Genomic DNA, 17,974 nt, shown 5'->3' on the forward strand with positions numbered 1-17,974 from the left:
CGTGCTCCTGTTCTTTATTTACTTGGCAACTGTGGAAAGTTCGGCCGGTTCTGTTCCCACCGCGAGTTTGGTCTTCTTCTTGTTGCGAATGACTGAACCCGCGAACGCTGCCCCAATGAAGACAACCCCGATTAGTCCGGTGATGACTTCATTGACTGGCACGGAAATGGTCACGAGAAGAATAATGGCGAGGGCGCCGATTGCCCAGTGGGCGCCATGATCGAGATATTCGAATTCGTCAAGCGTTCCTTCGCGGACGAGGTAAACCGTCAGCGAGCGGACAAACATTGCCCCAATAAGACCTAAACCAAGGGCAATGATGATCGGGTCTGACGTGATGGCGAACGCGCCGATGACGCCGTCGAAGGAGAAGGAGGCGTCAATGACTTCCAGGTACAGGAACAGCATGAAGGCAGCTTTTCCAGCGAGCTTTGCAGGGCCGCTCGGGCCAGAGTGGACGGCTGCAGCGGCGTCCTCGAAATCAACGTCCCCGTCTCCGTCTACATCGAATAGGTTTCCGAGCCCGTTGACCAGGAGGTAGGTAATCATCCCCATGAGACCCGACAACAGTACGATGCCCTGCTTTTCTCCGGACAGGAATCCTGCGACTGCGAGGACCACGAGGCCTACAACCATCGACGATCCTTCCAGCCTGCCGAACTTGGCGAGTGGAATCTCCAGGGCTTTAATCCATTTAATGTCTCGGTCCTCGAAAATGAAATCCAAGAAGAGCATCAGAAGGAAGAGTCCGCCGAAGGCGGCGATTTGTGGGTGGGCTTCATGCAGCAAATAGCCGTACGTTCCCGGTGTGTGTGGATCCCCCTTTTGGAGTGCCAGGTTAACGGCCTCGATTGGATTCAACTTGGCGGTCACACCGACAATCAGAAGCGGGAAAAGGATGCGCATTCCGAACACGGCGATCACGATGCCAACGGTGAGGAACATTTTTTGCCAGAACGGATTCATCCGCTCGAGGATGCGGGCGTTGACCACCGCATTATCGAAGCTGAGGCTAATTTCAAGGACGCCGAGAATGAGGCACAAGATGAGGGCTTGGGGTCCTCCGTATAGAAATGCAATCACCAACGCGGCAGCGGTGATGCCAAAGGACCACCCGAAAGTTTTTAAGAACACTGTGCATCCAACTCCTGTAAAGCGGGTTCGGCCACAAGTAAACGGCTTTACCTCAGCGTGCTACCAGGAGTAAGTCTCCCCCTGACTTGTTCGATCATCTTAGCCGCACCTCGTCATTTGAACAGTCCCCAGAAAGGCGGCTGAAGCCATACTTCGCAGAAACTCGCCTCATCTTGACCGAATCTTGAGGATGAACTCATTTACTCATTAGCAGTCAACATGGCCTTCGCCGTCTTTCGTTATCTGGGATGCCGCAATATGTGATCCCAGGACGCCCACTTATCACTGGGACCCGGACGGCGTGCCCGAGTTGCGCCAGGTACTGAAAACGTCACACGCAAACAGGGGGAATGAGATGCCGGAACTCGAACGGATGGTACAAGACACGGGTGACCTGATAAGGAGGAAAGCACGAAAATCGGCCCTGATTAACGGAGCCATCTTCGCGGCGGGGCTGGTAGTGACCTTTGGAACACTCTCTGCTGCAGCCAAGTCAGGCAGTAGTTACTTTGTATTTTGGGGCGCGATCGTATTCGGTCTGTACGGCTCCATCCGCGCGCTTATCCGCTATTCGAGGGCGGACAGCGAGGCTGGTGCGCTTATATACGCGCACGTCCGACGAGAGAGCCATAGCCCGAGGTCCCAGTAACTCGCGTCTAGTTGCCTAACTTAACCTAAGTGACGCAGAATTTGACAGCCGCGAATAGAACCAGTAATGGCGCCTTAGTGCCACGACAAGATCAGCACCCAGACGCCGGGTCTCCTCTCACTGGCAAAGACAGCATCCGAGGCCTTTTGACGTCGTTGTGATACTGGCATGTGAGCCCCTAGTATTAGCGCTAGCGGGCGAAATCGTTGCCCTGCTGCATCGACGTTGTCCGCAAAGTCGCGGCATGTTGAAGTTCTTCTGGTTGTGTTCGTCGATGGATTATTGGGGTGTAAGAATTTTGTCTAACGGCAGTAATCCATTTGATTTCAGCAAATACAACTCGTCGGGACCGGAGCCTGTATCTTCGCGTTCTCTGACAGAGGGGCAGCCGCAGTCTCCGGCCGCAGGCAACGCGGCAGATGTCTCATTCGCCTTCGGCAGTCACCAGGCTGTGGTGAATTTGGCTCCCCACCTGGATGCGCCAGCCAAGGCACCCGTGATCTGGCTGGCCAGTGCCATTGCCTGCGCAGTTGTGTCGCTATTAGTGGCCGCTGGCTTCGGTGCAACACCAGCGCTCGCAATCTCGGCATGGCTGGTGGGCGGCCCGGTCGCCATTGCGCTGATTGCCTTCTTCTCGCTTCGAGATACCCGTGCCCGGACTCATACGCTGTATTCCGCGGACGCGATGGTGCCTTGGATTTACCGGCTGGCACTTGTCTTGAGCCTCGCAGCGGTAGTGATGAGCGCCTTGAACATTGCCAACTGGGTAGGACGGCTCTGATGCGGCGATTAGTGGCAGTACTCGTCGGCCTCGCACTGAGCATCCCTCTGGCAGCCATTAGCGCCGGCGTAAGCGTCGCAGCCGAAACGCCGCTGACCCAAGTGGACGGTTTCCGGGCCTGCATTTCAGGCGGGGGCGTGACGGACATGTTGTTGCTGGTCGATGAGTCCTCCAGCCTAAACCGGACCGACCCGGACTTCGCGCGTGTCACTTCGGCGTCCTATCTGGTGACACAGCTCGGCGGCTTCGCCTCTGAATCCAGTGCCGAAGTCAACGTCGCCGTCAGCGTCTTCGCCAACAGCTATACACAGATCCAGCCCTGGACGCCGCTCAATGCCGGGACACTGCCGCAGCTGCAGTCCACTGTCAGTTCCCTCAAGGACCGAGTGAACGGCATGGAGACGGACTACTGGACAGCACTGGACGGTGCACGCAAGGACCTTGCGGCCAGGGCGGCGGCCAGGACGGAAAAGGAGAGCTGCCAGGCTCTCGTCTGGTTCACCGATGGCGGCATCAACTACACCATCCGGGCGAACGACGCCGACAAGGCCGCCTACGGTGCCGCCAAGCCGTTCGCCCCTGATACCGAGTTAACTAGCGCCGAGGCGGCGGAGAGTGTCCGAACAGCAGCCATGACGGACATCTGCCGCCCTGGCGGCGTGGCTGATCAGCTCCGCTCCTCGCAGGTGGCCCTTTTTGGCATCGGGTTGCAGGGCAATGCCGAGAGTTCCGGAGACTTCTTATTCATGGAATCCGTGGCCACCGGAGCAGCCCGCACCGACGCAGCACCCTGCGGCAAGTTAATTGATCCAGTGCCCGGCGAATTCCACCTCGCCACGGACATTGACAGCCTCCTGCTCGCATTCGACGGCATCTCCTCACCTGGCAGCCGTCCCATCACCCAGGACGCCGGCATCTGCCAGGTTTCGGTCTGCATCGACAAGGCCCACCGTTTCGTCCTGGATCAGTCGACGCCAGGTGTCCGGGTGCTTGCGACCGCCGACGGCACCAATCTCGCGGCATCCTTGCTGAATCCAGCCGGGCAAGTCATCAGTCTGCCCAAGAGCACCATCGGCAGCCCACAATCGCTGTTGTCTGATGACAACAAGCTGACGTACACGTGGCTGTCTGACAAATCGCTGACCGTTTCGATGACGGAGGGTTCGTCCAAGGCTGGCTGGAGCGGACTTTGGCAGCTCGCCTTTACAGATCCCATTGGCCAGTCCGGGGGAAGGACCTCAAAGTCCAGCATCCATATCGCCGGGAGCCTCAAGCCGGCATGGTTGAACCCCGCCGCAACATCCCTGCACGTGGGGGAGACGATTCCAGATGTACGCCTCGGTCTCGTGGATGCAGCGGGCAAGAATGTTGACGCAGCCTCCCTGCTCGGAGAGGTGCAGCTGTCTGCGACGCTCGTTAGCGGCCAAGGCAGGTCTTCCGTGGTCGCTGCCGCCTTGGGCAAGGATGCGGTTGCCAACCCCGTGTCACTGGACCTTGCCGGATATCCGGTGGGAGCCGCCGAATTGGTCCTGGAGCTTTCCATCACCACCGCAGCGACTACGACGGCGGACGGCACGCCCGTGCCAGGCACGCCTCTGGAGCCGGCACTGGTATCAGTGCCATTGGCGCTGCTGCCACCAGCCGAATTCCCTGTGCTGGCCAGCAAAGTCGATTTCGGTCAAAGCGAGGGTAACAAAGAGCTTTCCGCGTCACTGCCAGTCTCTGGCGTTGGCTGCGTTTGGCAGGTCGCTGACCAGCCGCCCGAGATCCTCGCCGGACCGGCCGATGTCGGTGCCATCGCAGTCACTTTGGGCACGGCGAACTCCGCCGAGAACTGTCTCCACGTGAAGGACCTCACCTCGCTTCCCTTGACGTTTAAAGCCGATCAGGCGGGGAACGGTTCAGTCAACGGTCGCGTCGCTCTGATGATCGCGCCTGACGGGGAGCCGGGCAAAGCAATGCCCGTAAATGTGGATTTCACCGCCAGCATGGCCAAGCCGCTCAATAGCGCCAATTTTCTTCTGGCGCTCCTGGTGGCACTGATCCTTGGACCGGGAATCCCGCTCCTGTTTCTTTACGCTGCCAAATGGTATGTGTCCAAGATCCCCGGTATTGCACTGTCTGCGGAACTTATCCCCGTCACAGTACTAAACGAGCAAGTGCAGCGGGACGGCCAGCTCTTTTCACTGCGGCCAACAGACCTCACCGACCTCGTGCCAATGAAGCCCTCGGGCACCCGCTCATTAATGATCAACGGGCTGGAACTCAAGGCGCGCTCCGGTTGGTCGCCATTCGGGAGCGGCTTTGTCAGCATCCTGGCGCCAGGCCGTTTTGCGGCGGGATCAGTGGCTCCCGGAACTGACAACAGCGGTGTCAACGCCCGGCTCCCGCTGGCCGTGCATAACCACTGGGCAGTGCTCCGCGACGTGGGAGGCGACCCGCGCAGCTGTTACGTCCTCGTGCTGGTTAGTGGAACGGCGGCGGCTGCCCAGAAAAGGGACATCGAAGGTGACATAAATCGACGACTGCCCGATGTACTGGCGCGTTTGAACGACAAGGCCTCGAAGCTGGAAGATGACCGGCGTGAACGTCCGGCCTCCGGTCAGCCGGCGCTGTCTCCCTCATCCACTTTTCCATCGCCATGGGAGCCCGCCGACGGCCGGATACAACCGGGGCGACCGGGCGAGGCCACGCACGCCCCTGCCGCAGGCGGAGAACCCAGCGGGTTCAGCCCCTGGGGGACTCCGCACTCGTGATATTGCCGGACACTCAACTCACCACAGCCACCACGACCAGAAGAGGCAGGCAGTAACAATGCGGAAATTCCTAGTAGTTGGCTGCGGTGGTTCCGGTGGTTCCACTCTCGCCTTCATGATGGATCAACTCAGTTCCGAGCTGTCAGCCCACGGGGTCAGCAGCATCCCGGCGGGGTGGCAGTTTGTTCACATCGACGTACCGATTGCACCCGATACGCGAATTGCCGGCGTCGGCAACGTCTCCCAACAGGGCGGCGGATACATTGCGACAGGCCCCTCCGGCGGAAGCTACACCGTTATGGACAATGCGCTGACCCAGACACTGGGCAATGCCAAGGCCTTGGGCCAAATCGGCACGTGGGCTCCGCGGGACCCGGCTCAGATCACCGTTCCCATTCATAGCGGAGCTGGTCAAATGCGGGCGGTCGGACGCATGATCACCCTCAGCAGGGCGGGTGAGGTCCGGCAAGGCTTGGAGCGCGCTTTCCAGAGGCTCAACATGGTGGAAACAAACAGCGAAATGGCTCAGCTGTCCGTCCCCGGACTAGGTAAGTTCAATGCCGCCGAACCGCCGATCATCCTGGTGGTCTCATCGATGGCCGGCGGCGCCGGAGCATCCATGGCCCTTGATGTTTGCCGGCTGCTGTCCTTGGTGCCAGGCGTTTCCCCTTCCTTGGTGGGTGTCTTCATGCTTGCCGCGGATGTCTTTGATGGATTGCCCTCCGACGCCCGCGGGGGAGTCCGCGCCAACGCGCTGGCAATGTTGGGCGAAATCGTGGCGGCCCAGACCAAAGCCGCCCAGGACCATGACCTGGCCACGCTCGCGGCGCTGGGACATGGGAACGGGGTGACGGGTGAAAAGCCCTTTGCACGCGTGTTCCCGGTGGGACGTTTCGCCGGCGTCAACCGGACGATGTTCGGTGACGGCACACAGGATGCCGTTTATCGGGGGCTCGGACGAGGCCTTGCCGCCCTGATGCTCAGCGGCAAGGCTGCTGCCGAATTCGTGTCCTTCGATCTGGGCAACAACTCGGGAGACAAGGCTGCTGTACGGGACTACTTCGGGTGGGGCGTCGAACCCAACGAACTCCCCTGGGGCGCGTTCGGCTTCGCCACCCTTAGCATGGGCCGTGACCGGTACCGTGAATACGCGGCACAGCGCCTTGCCCGGACTGCCGTGGACCGGCTGCGGACAGGACATATCCAAGCCGGCAACAGCGCCTCATCGGTGGCGCAGGTCACCGCCTTGGTGTCCAGCCAGTGGAGCAACATATCGACGGCGATGGGCCTGCCGGTAGCAGCCGACGGTCCGCTCACGCATCAGGAAGTCATGGCATGGTTCACGGGGACGGCTTTCAGCCGTGCAGACGTGGGCCAGCTAGCATCGGCCATCACAGACGAGCAGATCGTCCCCTTCATTCCTCCGCCCGCCGGAATCCAAGCGGCACAGTGGCTGCCTGCCCTCCGTCAGAGGCTCCTGGAACGCAAACCCGCCCTTACCAATGGGACCGTGGAATCGGCCTACCAGTGGGGCTACTCATACAAAGACGTCCTGCTGGCGCGCTTCACCAGGCTGATCGAGAACGCCGTGGAGCAGTTTGGTTTGCCCTACGCCCGGGCCGTCGTGGAGCGCCTCGAGGCCCTGCTGCGGGAACAGCTCATCGTGACGTTGAAGGGAATGGCCGCCCTGGCCCAGCCCAACGTCGGTGCTGTTCCCCAGAACTTCGAGGCCGAGATTGCCCGAATGAAGGTCATCGAGAATGGGCAGTCGATCGTGGACCGGCTGATGGGCGCACTCCGTGGCCAGACAACAGACCTGCTGTACTCGCAGGCCGCGGGATCCGCCGCAACAGTCCTGACCGCTTTCATTTCGGACGTATTGCGGCCGATGCGGGAAGCGCTCTCGGAAGGGCTTAACATCCTCGATCAGGCGGCGGCCGCCCGGCCGACTGCTGTGGGACTTGCCAATGTGGCCACGAACCAGTATTCAGCCTGGCCCTCCGACGAGAATCTCTCGGTTCCGCAACGTTTTGATGTAGCGGACAACGAAATCCTGATCACCGAATCCAAGACTTTTGCTGTCCAATACGAGTCGGACGTGGCGCAGACGGGCGGTGGAGCTCCGGGCATAAAGGGATTCAACGATGCACGGCAGCTTCTGGCTGGCCAGGTCATCCGCGGCCTGTGGCCCGTGGGAGGTGGGCACCAGGCGCCTGGAGGTCTCCTGGAAGTCACCGTCGGTTGGCAGCCGGGCGAGTTCAACCGGGATCCATACAGCCAGGCACCGCTGACCCCGTCGCGGGCACGCTTCATGCTTCACACCTCGCCGAAAGAGCTGCTTGGCCGCTCGCGTGCCTTTGTAGGACGGCCAGGCGAGGCATTCGACAAGTTCTGCTCCCTGTCGCTGCGCGATTACGTGCGCGGAGTGGATGCCAGCCAGTCCGACATACCGCAGCGGCAAGCGGATGTCATCGCAAAATTCACTGAAGCGGTCAACCGTGCTGTTCCCCTGATCAGCGTCAATCCGGATGTGGTCCAGCAGCTGCACGGGACGTCGGTAGCCTACAGATTCAAGTTCTCTTCCATCCCGTTCGGCGAACTCGACGACGTAAGTCAAGCGCTCCTGTCAGCAATTGAGGCAAATCCGAACATAGCCGCTGAAACCGCCGCCATCTTGCAGCGCTCCCTCACTGCAGATACCCGCGTGCAGCGAATCGACATCTTCGGGTCCTACCGCAACTACTCACCCCTGGTCTTCGATTCTGTCCTGTCACCCGTGGCGCAGCAGTGGGATGGAACGTCGCTGCCCGAGCGCAAGGGCTTCTGGAGCCAGCGGCGGTCACGCCCACTAACTGCTTCGTTGCCTATGGGGGAGGGTGAGCGCCGGGCGATGGTAGGAGGCTGGTTCGTTGGCCAGATCACCGGTCAGCTCCGCCTGCCGGAGCCGCCCTACGACGAAGCCGTGGAGATCTGGGACCCAACCGACACCCGTTGGATCCAGTTTCCCAACCCGCTGCTGACGCCGCCAAGGCAGTTCCTGGCCAAGTCCTTCGACTGGCTGCCGGCAGTTCTGGAGTCAATTCTCCTCGCAGTGGCACGGGCACATCAGGCACCCGTCCTTTCTTCGCTGCGCCCGTACCGCCTCCTCCGGGAACTCTACGACGCGAGCCCCGAAGAACCTGCGGCTGGCCTGTTCGAAGTGACGGCACTTCAGACCCTGACGCGATGGCTCGGCTCCGGGCAGACCGGGTCCGGGAGTCCCAGCCGGGTGCCGGGCGTCGTTGCAGGCAGCACCATGACTGAACGCCATGAGCTCACCAAGGAGTGGCTCAAAACCATCAAATTACTTGCCAGCGAGCATTTCATGCCGCCGGGACGCCTCAAGGCGGCCGGCGGTGGGTCCTTTTCGCAGATCAACACCCGTCGGGCGGCAAGTGCGACGCCTCTCTTTAGGGATGTAGCCGAGGACATTTACGTGGTGCTGGGCGACTTGCTGGCCCACTTGGAGACCGCCCACCAGCGGGCGCTCCAACCTGGAAAGCATTCTGCTCCCGCGCCGGAGCCGGATGACGATGACGACCCGTTGGCCCTCCCTGCGATGGGAGCCTTCTGAGATGGCAGCGTTGACAGTCTTTGTGGCCCCTCGCGGAATAACCGCAGGTGTTCGCGAGGCTCTCACCGATTGGTCCGGGCTGGGTCTGGTTGGCAGCTTTATCTGGATTGAGCCGGGCATGGTTTCTCCTGGCAGCGTCAATGGTCTCCTCGTGGCGGACGGAAACCTCCAGGCCATCAGCCTCCAAAGCCTGGCAGGGACCGGCAGTTTCGACGTGCTCCGGCTATGCGTGCTCGTGCCCGGGATTGCCGGGCACGAGCAGGTCGACTCGGCTGTCAGCCAGCGCATTGCCGAGATGCTGGAATCCTCGTTCGGTGGCCGCCCAGTGGTCAGGGTTCGTGCCGTTGTGGCGCGAAGCGGTGAAACGGCCGTTCTGGACGGGCTGGCCCAAGGAGGCTGGCACAACCTCGTGCTGGGTCCTGAGGAAGCTGCTGGCCCGGGGCTGGGCCACCATCAGCTTCACGCCACGAAGGATCCCATTGAATGGGGTCTACATGCTGCCGCCACCTGCGCCGGGATCCTCGGTCTCTGGGCCGGCAGCACTGGATCATTGCTGGATGGGGAGGCCGCGCTGCCCGGCGAGAGTGCCAGGCTAGTCCGCGCCTTTTACCGGACCTTGGATGCAACGACGGTTGGGACCGCGCTTCGCAACGACGTGCTCTCGCTCGATAACGGCGTGCCGTTGCCCACGTACTTCGGCACGTCAGCCATCTACATCGAAGACTCCGGACTGGCCGCAAGAGTCATGGCGGACCAGTTGTGGGAAAAACACGGACGCGCACTGCTCGGAGATCGGGAACACTCGGCCCCGCAACCGGTCACCGCCATCGGTCCCTGGGCTGCTTTTACGATGATGTTCGGGTTTATTTGGGCAGCGTTGAAAAACGCGCCCCGTAGTTGGGCTCAGCGCGTGGCTACCCGGGTGAAGTCGGAAGCTGCGGCCGCTGTCCATGGACTTGTCTTCGGCTCCGCACCTTCGCAGTATTCCGTGATTGTGGACGGCGTCGGCCGGGATGGCTTGCCGGTCTCCTGGTTGGACGTCCGGGACGCTGCTGCCACTCTTGACAAACTACTGGACGACGCCGGGATGGCTCGGGAGCATCGTGCCCCTGCCGATCTGGCCTCGTTCTGGCAGGATTTTGCGGACGGCGCGCTGACGCTCGTCGATGCCGGTGAACGTGTCACCGCACTGCCACCGGTTCAGGTTGGGACCCAGCGTGCAGTACTCCGGCACGCCAGTGCTTCCGTTCCGGGGCCCGGATCCGGATTCTCGGAAATCCCCTCGACCCTTTCGGCCGTCATCGAGCTCGATTCGGTGGAGCCATACGATGTTTTGGGCATTCTCAGTATGGAGGAGCGCCTGCAGCGCGCAGCGGGCGATCCCAACCTGGGGATACCCGCCAGCACGGCACTGGATGCACTGCGACGCTGGAAGCGTGTCGCAGAGGAAAGCTATGCGGTTCGGGTGGGAACCCAGATTGGCCAGAGCCTGAACTCCGTCAGAGGCGAGGTTCAGCAACTGCTTAACCAGATCCGAAGGGCCGCCAGTGCCGACGACATGCTTGCCGGCGTGTTAACGCGCCAGAAGAAATTGGCCTTGTGGATGAAGATTCTGCTGGGCGGGCTGCTGCTCGGGCTCCTGATCACCGGGGTATTGGTGGCCCGGGAGGATTTGCAACCTTTGGATGGCCTCGGCATCTGGGCAGGCCTCGCCGTGGTCTGGTTGATTGTCACGCTGGTGGTTTTCATGAACGGGCAGCGGGAACTCTTCCAACTGATGAATGCACGAAGCCAGCTACTCAGTGATGACGAGATTTCGCGCAGGAATCTTCGGCACGCACTGCGTGACCTGCACAGGCTGAGCAGCGCCTACAGCCAGTTCCTGGCTTGGTCCCGCATCATTGGCACCCTCCTGGCTGAGCCATTCGGCCGGAGCGATGATGAAGCCCAGGCCAAGGCAAAGTTCGTCCAGGGCCTGCCACTGAACGTCAAAGTTGGTACGGCATTGGTGCAGCCCCCGGCCGTCGCCGCCGCCGCCGCCCAACTGCGGCACGAAATCTTCGCCGTAGGATGGCTGACCAGACCGTGGGAACGTGCAAAGGCCACGGCCGGAGGCCTCATTGGGCCGCGCGGGTATGAGCTGACGGCCCACCCCGAGGCAATCTACCGCCAGTCCGGGGATGGTGAGCTGTCACTGCTGCGCCTCTGGAGTGACGCGCTTGACGCGGCCGGCACCGATTCCTCCCCGGGCAGGGAAATCTGGGCAGGAGTCCTCAAGGACATCACAGGTCCACGGTCCGGCATATCCTCAGGTTTAGTGTCGACTGTGAGTGAGGTTCGCGATTCGGCGGTCGTGCAGACGTCATTGGAGGCTTTCATGTCCGGTGTGGACCGCGCTCCTGACACGGGACGGCTGGATCATTTTGATGGCGCTGTGCTGACCGACGTTGCCCGGAATGCAGGACGTGCCGTCGTGGAGTACAGCGTGCCCTTCGGCTCTCATTCCGGATTGGCCCGGCACGCCGGGCTGATCCAGCTCAGCGGCGGGATCCCGCAGCACGAGTTTCTGGTTGCCCGCCCGGACGATCGGAATTCGTGGCTGGGGCTCGAACCTCCGGCCGCGGAAGGTGATAGCCGCGACAGCTTCATAATGCCCGAGGGCCCCACGTTCTGATACCCGGGGCAAAGCCGCATGCCCTTCCTTGGCCGAACGCCGGGGTCGGATCGTAAGTCAAAGACAGTGAACGAAGAGGCAAAGATGAGAGACCAGAAGTACCAGACCCGGCTCTCGGCGTTGAAGCTGTGGGCGGACATGGTGTCCGCCAGGGGGTATGTTCCGCCGGCAGAGGAGGATCTGTCCCTCATCGCGGAGCACAAGAAAACCGACACCGCGGGCCTCGACCAGGCCTTGGTGGGCCCATGGCGGGACGCACTCAAGGAACTTCTCAAGCAGCTTGCTTTCAATATTGCCGATCCCCATTTACAACTGGGCCCGGAATTCGATGAACCCGGACCGGGTGCCATCAGGGTTGCGGCGGCAAGGACCGCGAATCAGGGGCCGGTGACGGGCGGTCCGGCCCTCCCGCCAGGGTCTCCTGCAGCGGATCCCGCCTTCCTGGCTTTGAAAACCTGGCGCAACAAAGCCATCGCAGAGAAGCGTCTGTCTCCCAGCAACCTCAAGGAAGCCCAGCTTCGTTTGTTGGTCAATTCAGGGCAGACGACGGAGGTGGAGATCCGGTCCGCCTTCCCGCCCGCCGTCGCGAAGTATGCAGGCGAGATGGCCGAAGTCCTGACCGCGCTTCACTCCTCCGGTGAGGCGGTCGAAACCGCAGGTTCGCCGAAGCCCACTCCCGGGAATCCCGCCCCAAGCGCCCCACCACGAGCCGCATCAGTGCCACCGGCCGGAGCTCAAACAGCACCGTTGCGAGCCGCCCCGCCAGTGCCAACCAAAGCCCCGGTTGCTGACAAAGCCCCCAGCCCTGCCCCACCTGCCGCCGTGGAACTTGATCCGGCCGGCTTCGCGGCTTACGACTATGCCCCCCAGGCACCGGCTCAGGTCAGCGTGGAGGCGCGTAAGGATTCGCAAGGCCACCGGAAGTACTCGTGGACGCCGGCGCAGTCAACCAGCCTGGTGACGATCTATCGGCTGGTCGCCGGCGACGAGCATGAGCCCTATGCGCCGGATCAGGCGGACCTGGTGGCGGCAACAACCGATGCTGAGGCTATTGACGATCGCTCATTTACCACTGCGACGCGCTACCTGCAGGTGTGGCTGAACCATGGGCCGAGCATAGCCGAGGCCATGGCAGCCCAGCCGACGTTGTACGCCGCAGGCGGTTACGTGGGGGAACTCGGGAATGTCGAAATCCGCGAGGATGAGGGTCGCGTCGTTGGCAGGTGGACTGCCCTGCCGGGAACGCAGAAAGTCCAGATTTTCCGGATCCCGATCGAACGCGCTGCCACCGGTGGTGGCGATCAGCGATACCGGATACTGCAGGACTCAGCGAACCTCGGTGGCTTTGTCGATGCCAATGCAGAGCGGGGCAAGGCCTATCTCTACCAGGTGTGTGCAGAAGCTGCCCTGGGTGGTGACGTCCGGCTTTCCAGCCCCACGGCTTGCACCGTCCGGGTAAGCGCAGTGCTGGAACCAGTCAGCGACATGCGCATTGAGATGACAGGGGACAATGGATCCTCCCTCTTCGACCTGCGCTGGAGCAGTCCAGCCGGGGGCAGCGTAGTGGTCTACCGCACCGAGCAGCCTCCACAGGCCGGCCTGGAGCTGGAACCGCTCTCTGAGGATTCGCTGCGGATCAGCGGGCTGATGCCTGAATCCCGGCTGCCCAACCCTGTGGAGGTCGTCGACGGAACCGCGACCATGCTCAGCGTCCCGTGGCCTTCCGGCTGGACGCGTGCCTACTTCACTCCGGTGACGCTGCTGGAGGGAATGGCGCATGTGGGGACTGCCATTTTCAAGTCCCGTAATGACAAGGTCCGGAACCCGAGGATCGTGGAGCGGGTCAATAGCCAGACCCTCAGTTTTGAGTGGCCCGACGGCGCGGATTCCGTCATGGTTTATATGGGCCCTGCCGGCCAGGACCCGGAGCTGTCACTCAACAGCCAGGGGATGGAAATTTCTCAACCCGACTACCGGCGCCGCGGTGGACTTCAATTCACGCAGCCGCTGCCCTCCACTGGGTGTGACCTGCATCTGGTGCCGGTGAGTTTTGAAGCTGGCGCGAGGGTGTCCGGAGCAATCACTACCGTCAATTACCCGCATATTCTTCGGCTGACCTACCAGGTCGTGGAAGCAAAGAGCTTCCTAGGCAAGGTGACGGGTGTGTCCGTCATTGTGCAGACGTCGGAAGCAGTTCAGTCCATGCCGGCCTTCGTTCTGGTTTACAACCCCGACCGGCTGCCGCTGACCAGCCGGGACGGGAGGGCGCTGAATATGGTGCCGGCCATTGATGTGGCCGCGGCTCCTGCGCGCCGGTTCACCCCCGGCGGTTCCGGACCCGACGGGCCTGTTCCGTGGAAGACCGACCCCGGGTCCTGGGCATCGGAGGTCAATCCTGAAGGTGGGTTCCTACGTCTGTTTGCCGATCTTCCAGTGGAAGTATTGCGGCATGTGGCGCTTCTTGACCCGCCGGTCGCATCCCTTCGCTTCTCCGGTACGCCGAGTATGGGTGCGAGGTTCTTTGGTGGCCGATAATTGGGCAAGTCCGCCAGAGGGCGCGCTCCGGTGGGGTCAACTGACCTATGCATCCTTTGATCCGGACAACGGGGCAGGCGGTTGGCAGGTAACCAGCACGGCCGGAGGCCTCAGCGACGGCGAGATCGAGGCGCTGCGGCAGCGGATAGTCACGAGGTTCGACTCGGACATTCAGCTGGGTGCATTTCCCAATGCGGTTGAGCTTCAGGCCATGCCCCGCCGGCTAACGTACATCAATGATGGCCAAGGCTGTGGCGCCTACTGGCACAGCACGATGGCGGGGCGGGACTCCACAGGAAGGCCCGGCAACGTCTTTAGCCACGTTCTCCTGGATCGGTCCACGGCGCAGCTGACGCCGGCCATCCGGCCGATCGAAATCTGGCGTTCCCCCGGTTTGCTGTGTCCCTTTGGACCGGAGCAAGTGCGCGAGGCGGTGCTGAGCGACGACACCAGTCCAACGTTCGGGGCAGGCTTGGGCCGGGAGGACGTTCTCGACTTCCTCTTCGACCAGAGCGAATGGCGGGTGGGCTTACTCAGTGCCCTGCTGGACGCAGTGTCTGCCGCGATGAACGGCGGCCCCGGCGTCGTATTGGTTACGGACTCCGCGGAGAACGCCGCCCTGTGGATCGCGGCCGTCAGCAGGTTGGCGCCCGCTGACTGGGTCCGGCGTATGAATTTTTCAGTCTATGAGCGGGCTGCAGGGCTCGACACCGTTTTCGACCGGGGCGTGCACCTGGTCGGTGTCCCACGTGCCGACGCAGGCGCCCTCCGACAGCAGTCAGTGTTCACCGTTCTGGACGAACACGAAGTACCGGACCTTGGCGAAGTGGGCGGCCGGCAACATCGAACCCAATCAGGTTCCCTTATTACGCCGACCCACTGGTCAGCGCTCGCCCAAGCGGCGTTGGTGGACCGGGCAACTTTTTCTGCAGCCACCTCCATGATGGACGACGTCGCGGACCGTGTCGGCGATACGGGCCCGGAGCCCAGTTGGGCTCTGGCGATGGTTGCCCTGCGGCTGCCGGACATCTTCGGAGACTACGATGCCGAGGCAGCGGCAGTCGTCGCGCGCCACTCACCAGATTCCTTGGGCGGCGATGAAGAGCTGATGCAGCTTGCCCGGAACACCATGCAGCGGGGCAACGGCGGCTCCGCCGGTGAAACATGGGCGGAGCTTGATCAGGACAGTGCGTCCAGACTGATGCGGCAGGTCTTAATGCAGGCCTATCTGCAGCGCTCGCTTGAGGACGATGAGTGGTTGGCGCAAACGGGGGCGATTCCGCTACCGCCAGATTACCGCGTGGAGTACAGCACACCGGAAGCGCGGCAGGCGGCACGGTCGGCGATCCTGACGCTGCAGCGGAAGTTCACCGATGACGATTCCCCAAAGCTCCCCACTACGGCCATCAGGACATTGGATTTCATCCATCGCGCCGGACTCGTTGACGCGGAGGACCGTTCCGGCGAATCCCTCGAAGATTCCATCGCAGAAATCCTCGAGCGAATTCTCTTCGATGTTGTCGATGATGATGACAGGGCAAAAGCACTTGTGTCCGACACGGGGGCTCTTGTGGACGACTCGCTGCGACGGAAAGTCCTGGCGGCCGTCGAAAACTGTGTGAGGTTCCGTACTCAGCCGGCCGGTAACCGGGTTCCCCCGGCTTTTTGTGACTGGTTGTTTGGTGCACTCCCGGCCTCGGGGATCCCCAATGTACCCTCGGACCGCAATGCCGTAGTACCTCCTATGGCTGTGGAGCACGCAATCTGGCTCTGCCGAAACGGCCGGGGCCAGATTGGTGGAGCCCGGGCTGTGGCAGCGGCCGGAGTCATGGAACCAGGACAAATCGAGGTCGTGGCCGATTCGGTTCTGACCCAGATATTCGTGACCGAACCGCCGTGGCGTGCGTCGGAACTGCTATTTCTGGAACAGAGATTCCCCGGCGAGCTGCTTCCCCGATTCTTCTCCAAGGCATTGTTGAAGGAGGAATGGTCCGAGTCGCTGGCTGAGCTGATCGGTGCTGTCTTGGACCGCAAAATCACTGCCCCGGACTGCCCGGACTCCCCGGATCTGCCATTTGCCAGACTGCGGCTCATGGCCAGGCAACCGTGGGCAGTGGGTCATCCTGGCGAGGTACAGGTCCAAGCCGACTGGATCCTGAACACGGCCGTGCATGCTGTGACGGCCGTGCAAGGCCGCCTGGAACAGGTGGAACTGACCGCGCTGGTGCTCGAAGCTGCAGTGATCGCCGTCGCCAACCCGCGGAACCGCCTCGAGCTGCCCCGTGAAGTGCGGAACCTGGTCGCCGGCCATGTTGCCGTTCAGGAAGATGGGGTTTCAGATTTTCTTCACGCCTGCGTGGATTCCCGAGTGCTGGGCCAAGCGGAAATTGAGGAATTGACTCGCTTGGCGATCGTGACGACGCCCGGCTATCCGGGCCGGGAGGACGTCCTGGGCGACTTCCTGTCCGACGTGATGGTACTTGCAGGGTCCGAGCGCGTCCGGCTGCTGGAAGTGCCCATCCGCCATGCCGTCAGAACGGGCCGGACAGATCCGCAATCAATGTGCGACTCGATCCTAACGAAAAACTGGAACCAGACCTTCAATACTGCCTCCGAACGCCTTGTGGAAAAGGTTTACGAGGAGCGCCAGAAATTCTCCCGGGAATGGTGGAAAAAGCTCCGCCAGGAAGCGGGATTCACTGATCTGGATCCTGCGAAACCGGCACGTTTCGGCGGGTTTATGTCCGCAATTAGAAAGGATCGATGATGCCCACATACATCTTGGAGGGCACGAGCGAAGTTCAGCTTCGCGTCCGTCCGCTTCGTGTGACCTTGCTTGTTGAGGGTGGATCGTCCCAAGCACGGCTTGAAGTTTCCCTGAAGGGCCGCCTGCAGGAATCAGTGGTCCGTCCGCCGGACGGGGTCATCCTGCCGGCGGTTGAGGAGCTGACGGTGGTTTCAGTGGTCCCCGTGGGCCAGAACCGGTTTCCGTCACCCACCGTCCTGCATTTGGCCGTGTCCGTAGAGGAGAGGGCGTCCTTGGACCCTCAGCGAGCCGTGCTGGTGCCGATTGATGTGTCCGGGCTGGACCGGAAAGACTTGATCTCCGTGGAACGCATCGGGGAGAGCCTAAGCCTCCGGGTGGCACATCACCAGGAGGACGCGGATCTGGGTCAGCTCGGCAATGCCGCGCGCGTGGCAACGCGCGAAGTTCTGGGGCTCCAGTGGTTGGATGACGCCGCTGCCTTCAACATGCTGTTGGCCGTGGATGGATCAGGATCCGCAGTGAACCTTGTGCAGGAAGGTACCGTGAGCGCCATGGCGCAAGTGCTGACCGGGATAGCTCAAGTGATAGCGGGCGGCAATCCGATGCGCGCCGCCGTCGTCAGCAGCTCCGTCAACCCTGTCCCGACGCGCGATTTGGCGTCCCTTCCCGCGGATATCGTCGCCACACATCAGGTGTTGCTCCCTTCCAGCAGTTTCCGTTCCACCTTTCGCCGGCCTGAGGACCTCCGCCCTGGGGCGCCCACCATCGTGTATCTGCTGACGGACTCCATGCCCGCAGACATCCTTGATCTGGAAAGGCTGGTGGAGCCGGGTGAAGTGCGGCATATCATTTCGGTGATGCCGAAGGCGGCCTGGCAGCTTCTCGGCGGTACCTCGGTTTCACATACGGTAGTGGAACCGGTTCTTGGGGGAAATGGTCTTGAAAGCCGCCTGTTGGGCGACCCGCACGCCTTGCGTGCTCTGGTGAATTCGTTGCTCCAGCCTTGCCTCAGCACGCGCTCAGAGCTCTTGGAAGGAGTTACGCCGTGACTACCCGTTGCCCTGG

General features: G+C 61.9%; 8 protein-coding genes. 7 read left to right on the plus strand and 1 reads right to left on the minus strand.

Going from position 1 to position 17,974, the window contains the following annotated elements; genetic code table 11:
• Nucleotides 1–18: 18 nt before the first annotated feature.
• Entirely contained in the window at nucleotides 19–1,134 is a 1,116-nt protein-coding gene (locus tag FBY31_RS19025; RefSeq protein ID WP_142044144.1) for a DUF475 domain-containing protein, read from the minus strand.
• An 893-nt stretch (nucleotides 1,135–2,027) separates the two neighbouring features.
• Between FBY31_RS19025 and FBY31_RS22880 the strand changes: the two genes are divergently transcribed.
• From FBY31_RS22880 to FBY31_RS19055, 7 genes are all read left to right on the plus strand, one after another.
• Nucleotides 2,028–2,564: a hypothetical protein gene (locus FBY31_RS22880; protein ID WP_160142486.1), complete on the plus strand. Its 537-nt coding sequence runs from the start codon at nucleotides 2,028–2,030 to the stop codon at nucleotides 2,562–2,564.
• Nucleotides 2,564–5,320, plus strand: coding sequence for a vWA domain-containing protein (locus FBY31_RS19030; protein WP_160142487.1), 2,757 nt, complete (start codon nucleotides 2,564–2,566; stop codon nucleotides 5,318–5,320). Before FBY31_RS22880 ends, FBY31_RS19030 begins: the two co-directional genes overlap by 1 nt.
• Before the next feature lie 58 nt (nucleotides 5,321–5,378).
• Entirely contained in the window at nucleotides 5,379–8,933 is a 3,555-nt protein-coding gene (locus FBY31_RS19035) for a tubulin-like doman-containing protein (protein ID WP_160142488.1), read from the plus strand.
• 1 nt (nucleotide 8,934) lies between these two features.
• Entirely contained in the window at nucleotides 8,935–11,607 is a 2,673-nt protein-coding gene (locus FBY31_RS19040) for a hypothetical protein (protein WP_142044150.1), read from the plus strand.
• An 84-nt stretch (nucleotides 11,608–11,691) separates the two neighbouring features.
• The gene (locus FBY31_RS19045) at nucleotides 11,692–14,142 is read left to right on the plus strand and encodes a hypothetical protein (protein ID WP_142044152.1); all 2,451 of its coding nucleotides are present in this window, start codon (nucleotides 11,692–11,694) and stop codon (nucleotides 14,140–14,142) included.
• Nucleotides 14,132–16,909, plus strand: a complete 2,778-nt coding sequence (locus tag FBY31_RS19050) for a GAP1-N2 domain-containing protein (protein ID WP_142044164.1) — start codon at nucleotides 14,132–14,134, stop codon at nucleotides 16,907–16,909. Before FBY31_RS19045 ends, FBY31_RS19050 begins: the two co-directional genes overlap by 11 nt.
• The gene (locus FBY31_RS19055; RefSeq protein ID WP_142044166.1) at nucleotides 16,909–17,958 is read left to right on the plus strand and encodes a hypothetical protein; all 1,050 of its coding nucleotides are present in this window, start codon (nucleotides 16,909–16,911) and stop codon (nucleotides 17,956–17,958) included. The genes FBY31_RS19050 and FBY31_RS19055 overlap by 1 nt, the downstream gene beginning before the upstream one ends.
• Nucleotides 17,959–17,974: the final 16 nt, after the last annotated feature.

Origin of the sequence: Arthrobacter sp. SLBN-100 (assembly GCF_006715305.1) — a bacterium.
Classification (GTDB): Bacteria; Actinomycetota; Actinomycetes; order Actinomycetales; family Micrococcaceae; genus Arthrobacter.

Bases quoted from the DNA above. Each gene is read 5' to 3' on its own strand.
- FBY31_RS19035 (WP_160142488.1), top strand. From the start codon at position 5,379: ATGCGGAAATTCCTAGTAGTTGGCTGCGGTGGTTCCGGTGGTTCCACT.
- FBY31_RS19030 (WP_160142487.1), top strand. From the start codon at position 2,564: ATGCGGCGATTAGTGGCAGTACTCGTCGGCCTCGCACTGAGCATCCCT.
- FBY31_RS19040 (WP_142044150.1), top strand. From the start codon at position 8,935: ATGGCAGCGTTGACAGTCTTTGTGGCCCCTCGCGGAATAACCGCAGGT.
- FBY31_RS19045 (WP_142044152.1), top strand. From the start codon at position 11,692: ATGAGAGACCAGAAGTACCAGACCCGGCTCTCGGCGTTGAAGCTGTGG.
- FBY31_RS22880 (WP_160142486.1), top strand. From the start codon at position 2,028: ATGTTGAAGTTCTTCTGGTTGTGTTCGTCGATGGATTATTGGGGTGTA.
- FBY31_RS19055 (WP_142044166.1), top strand. From the start codon at position 16,909: ATGCCCACATACATCTTGGAGGGCACGAGCGAAGTTCAGCTTCGCGTC.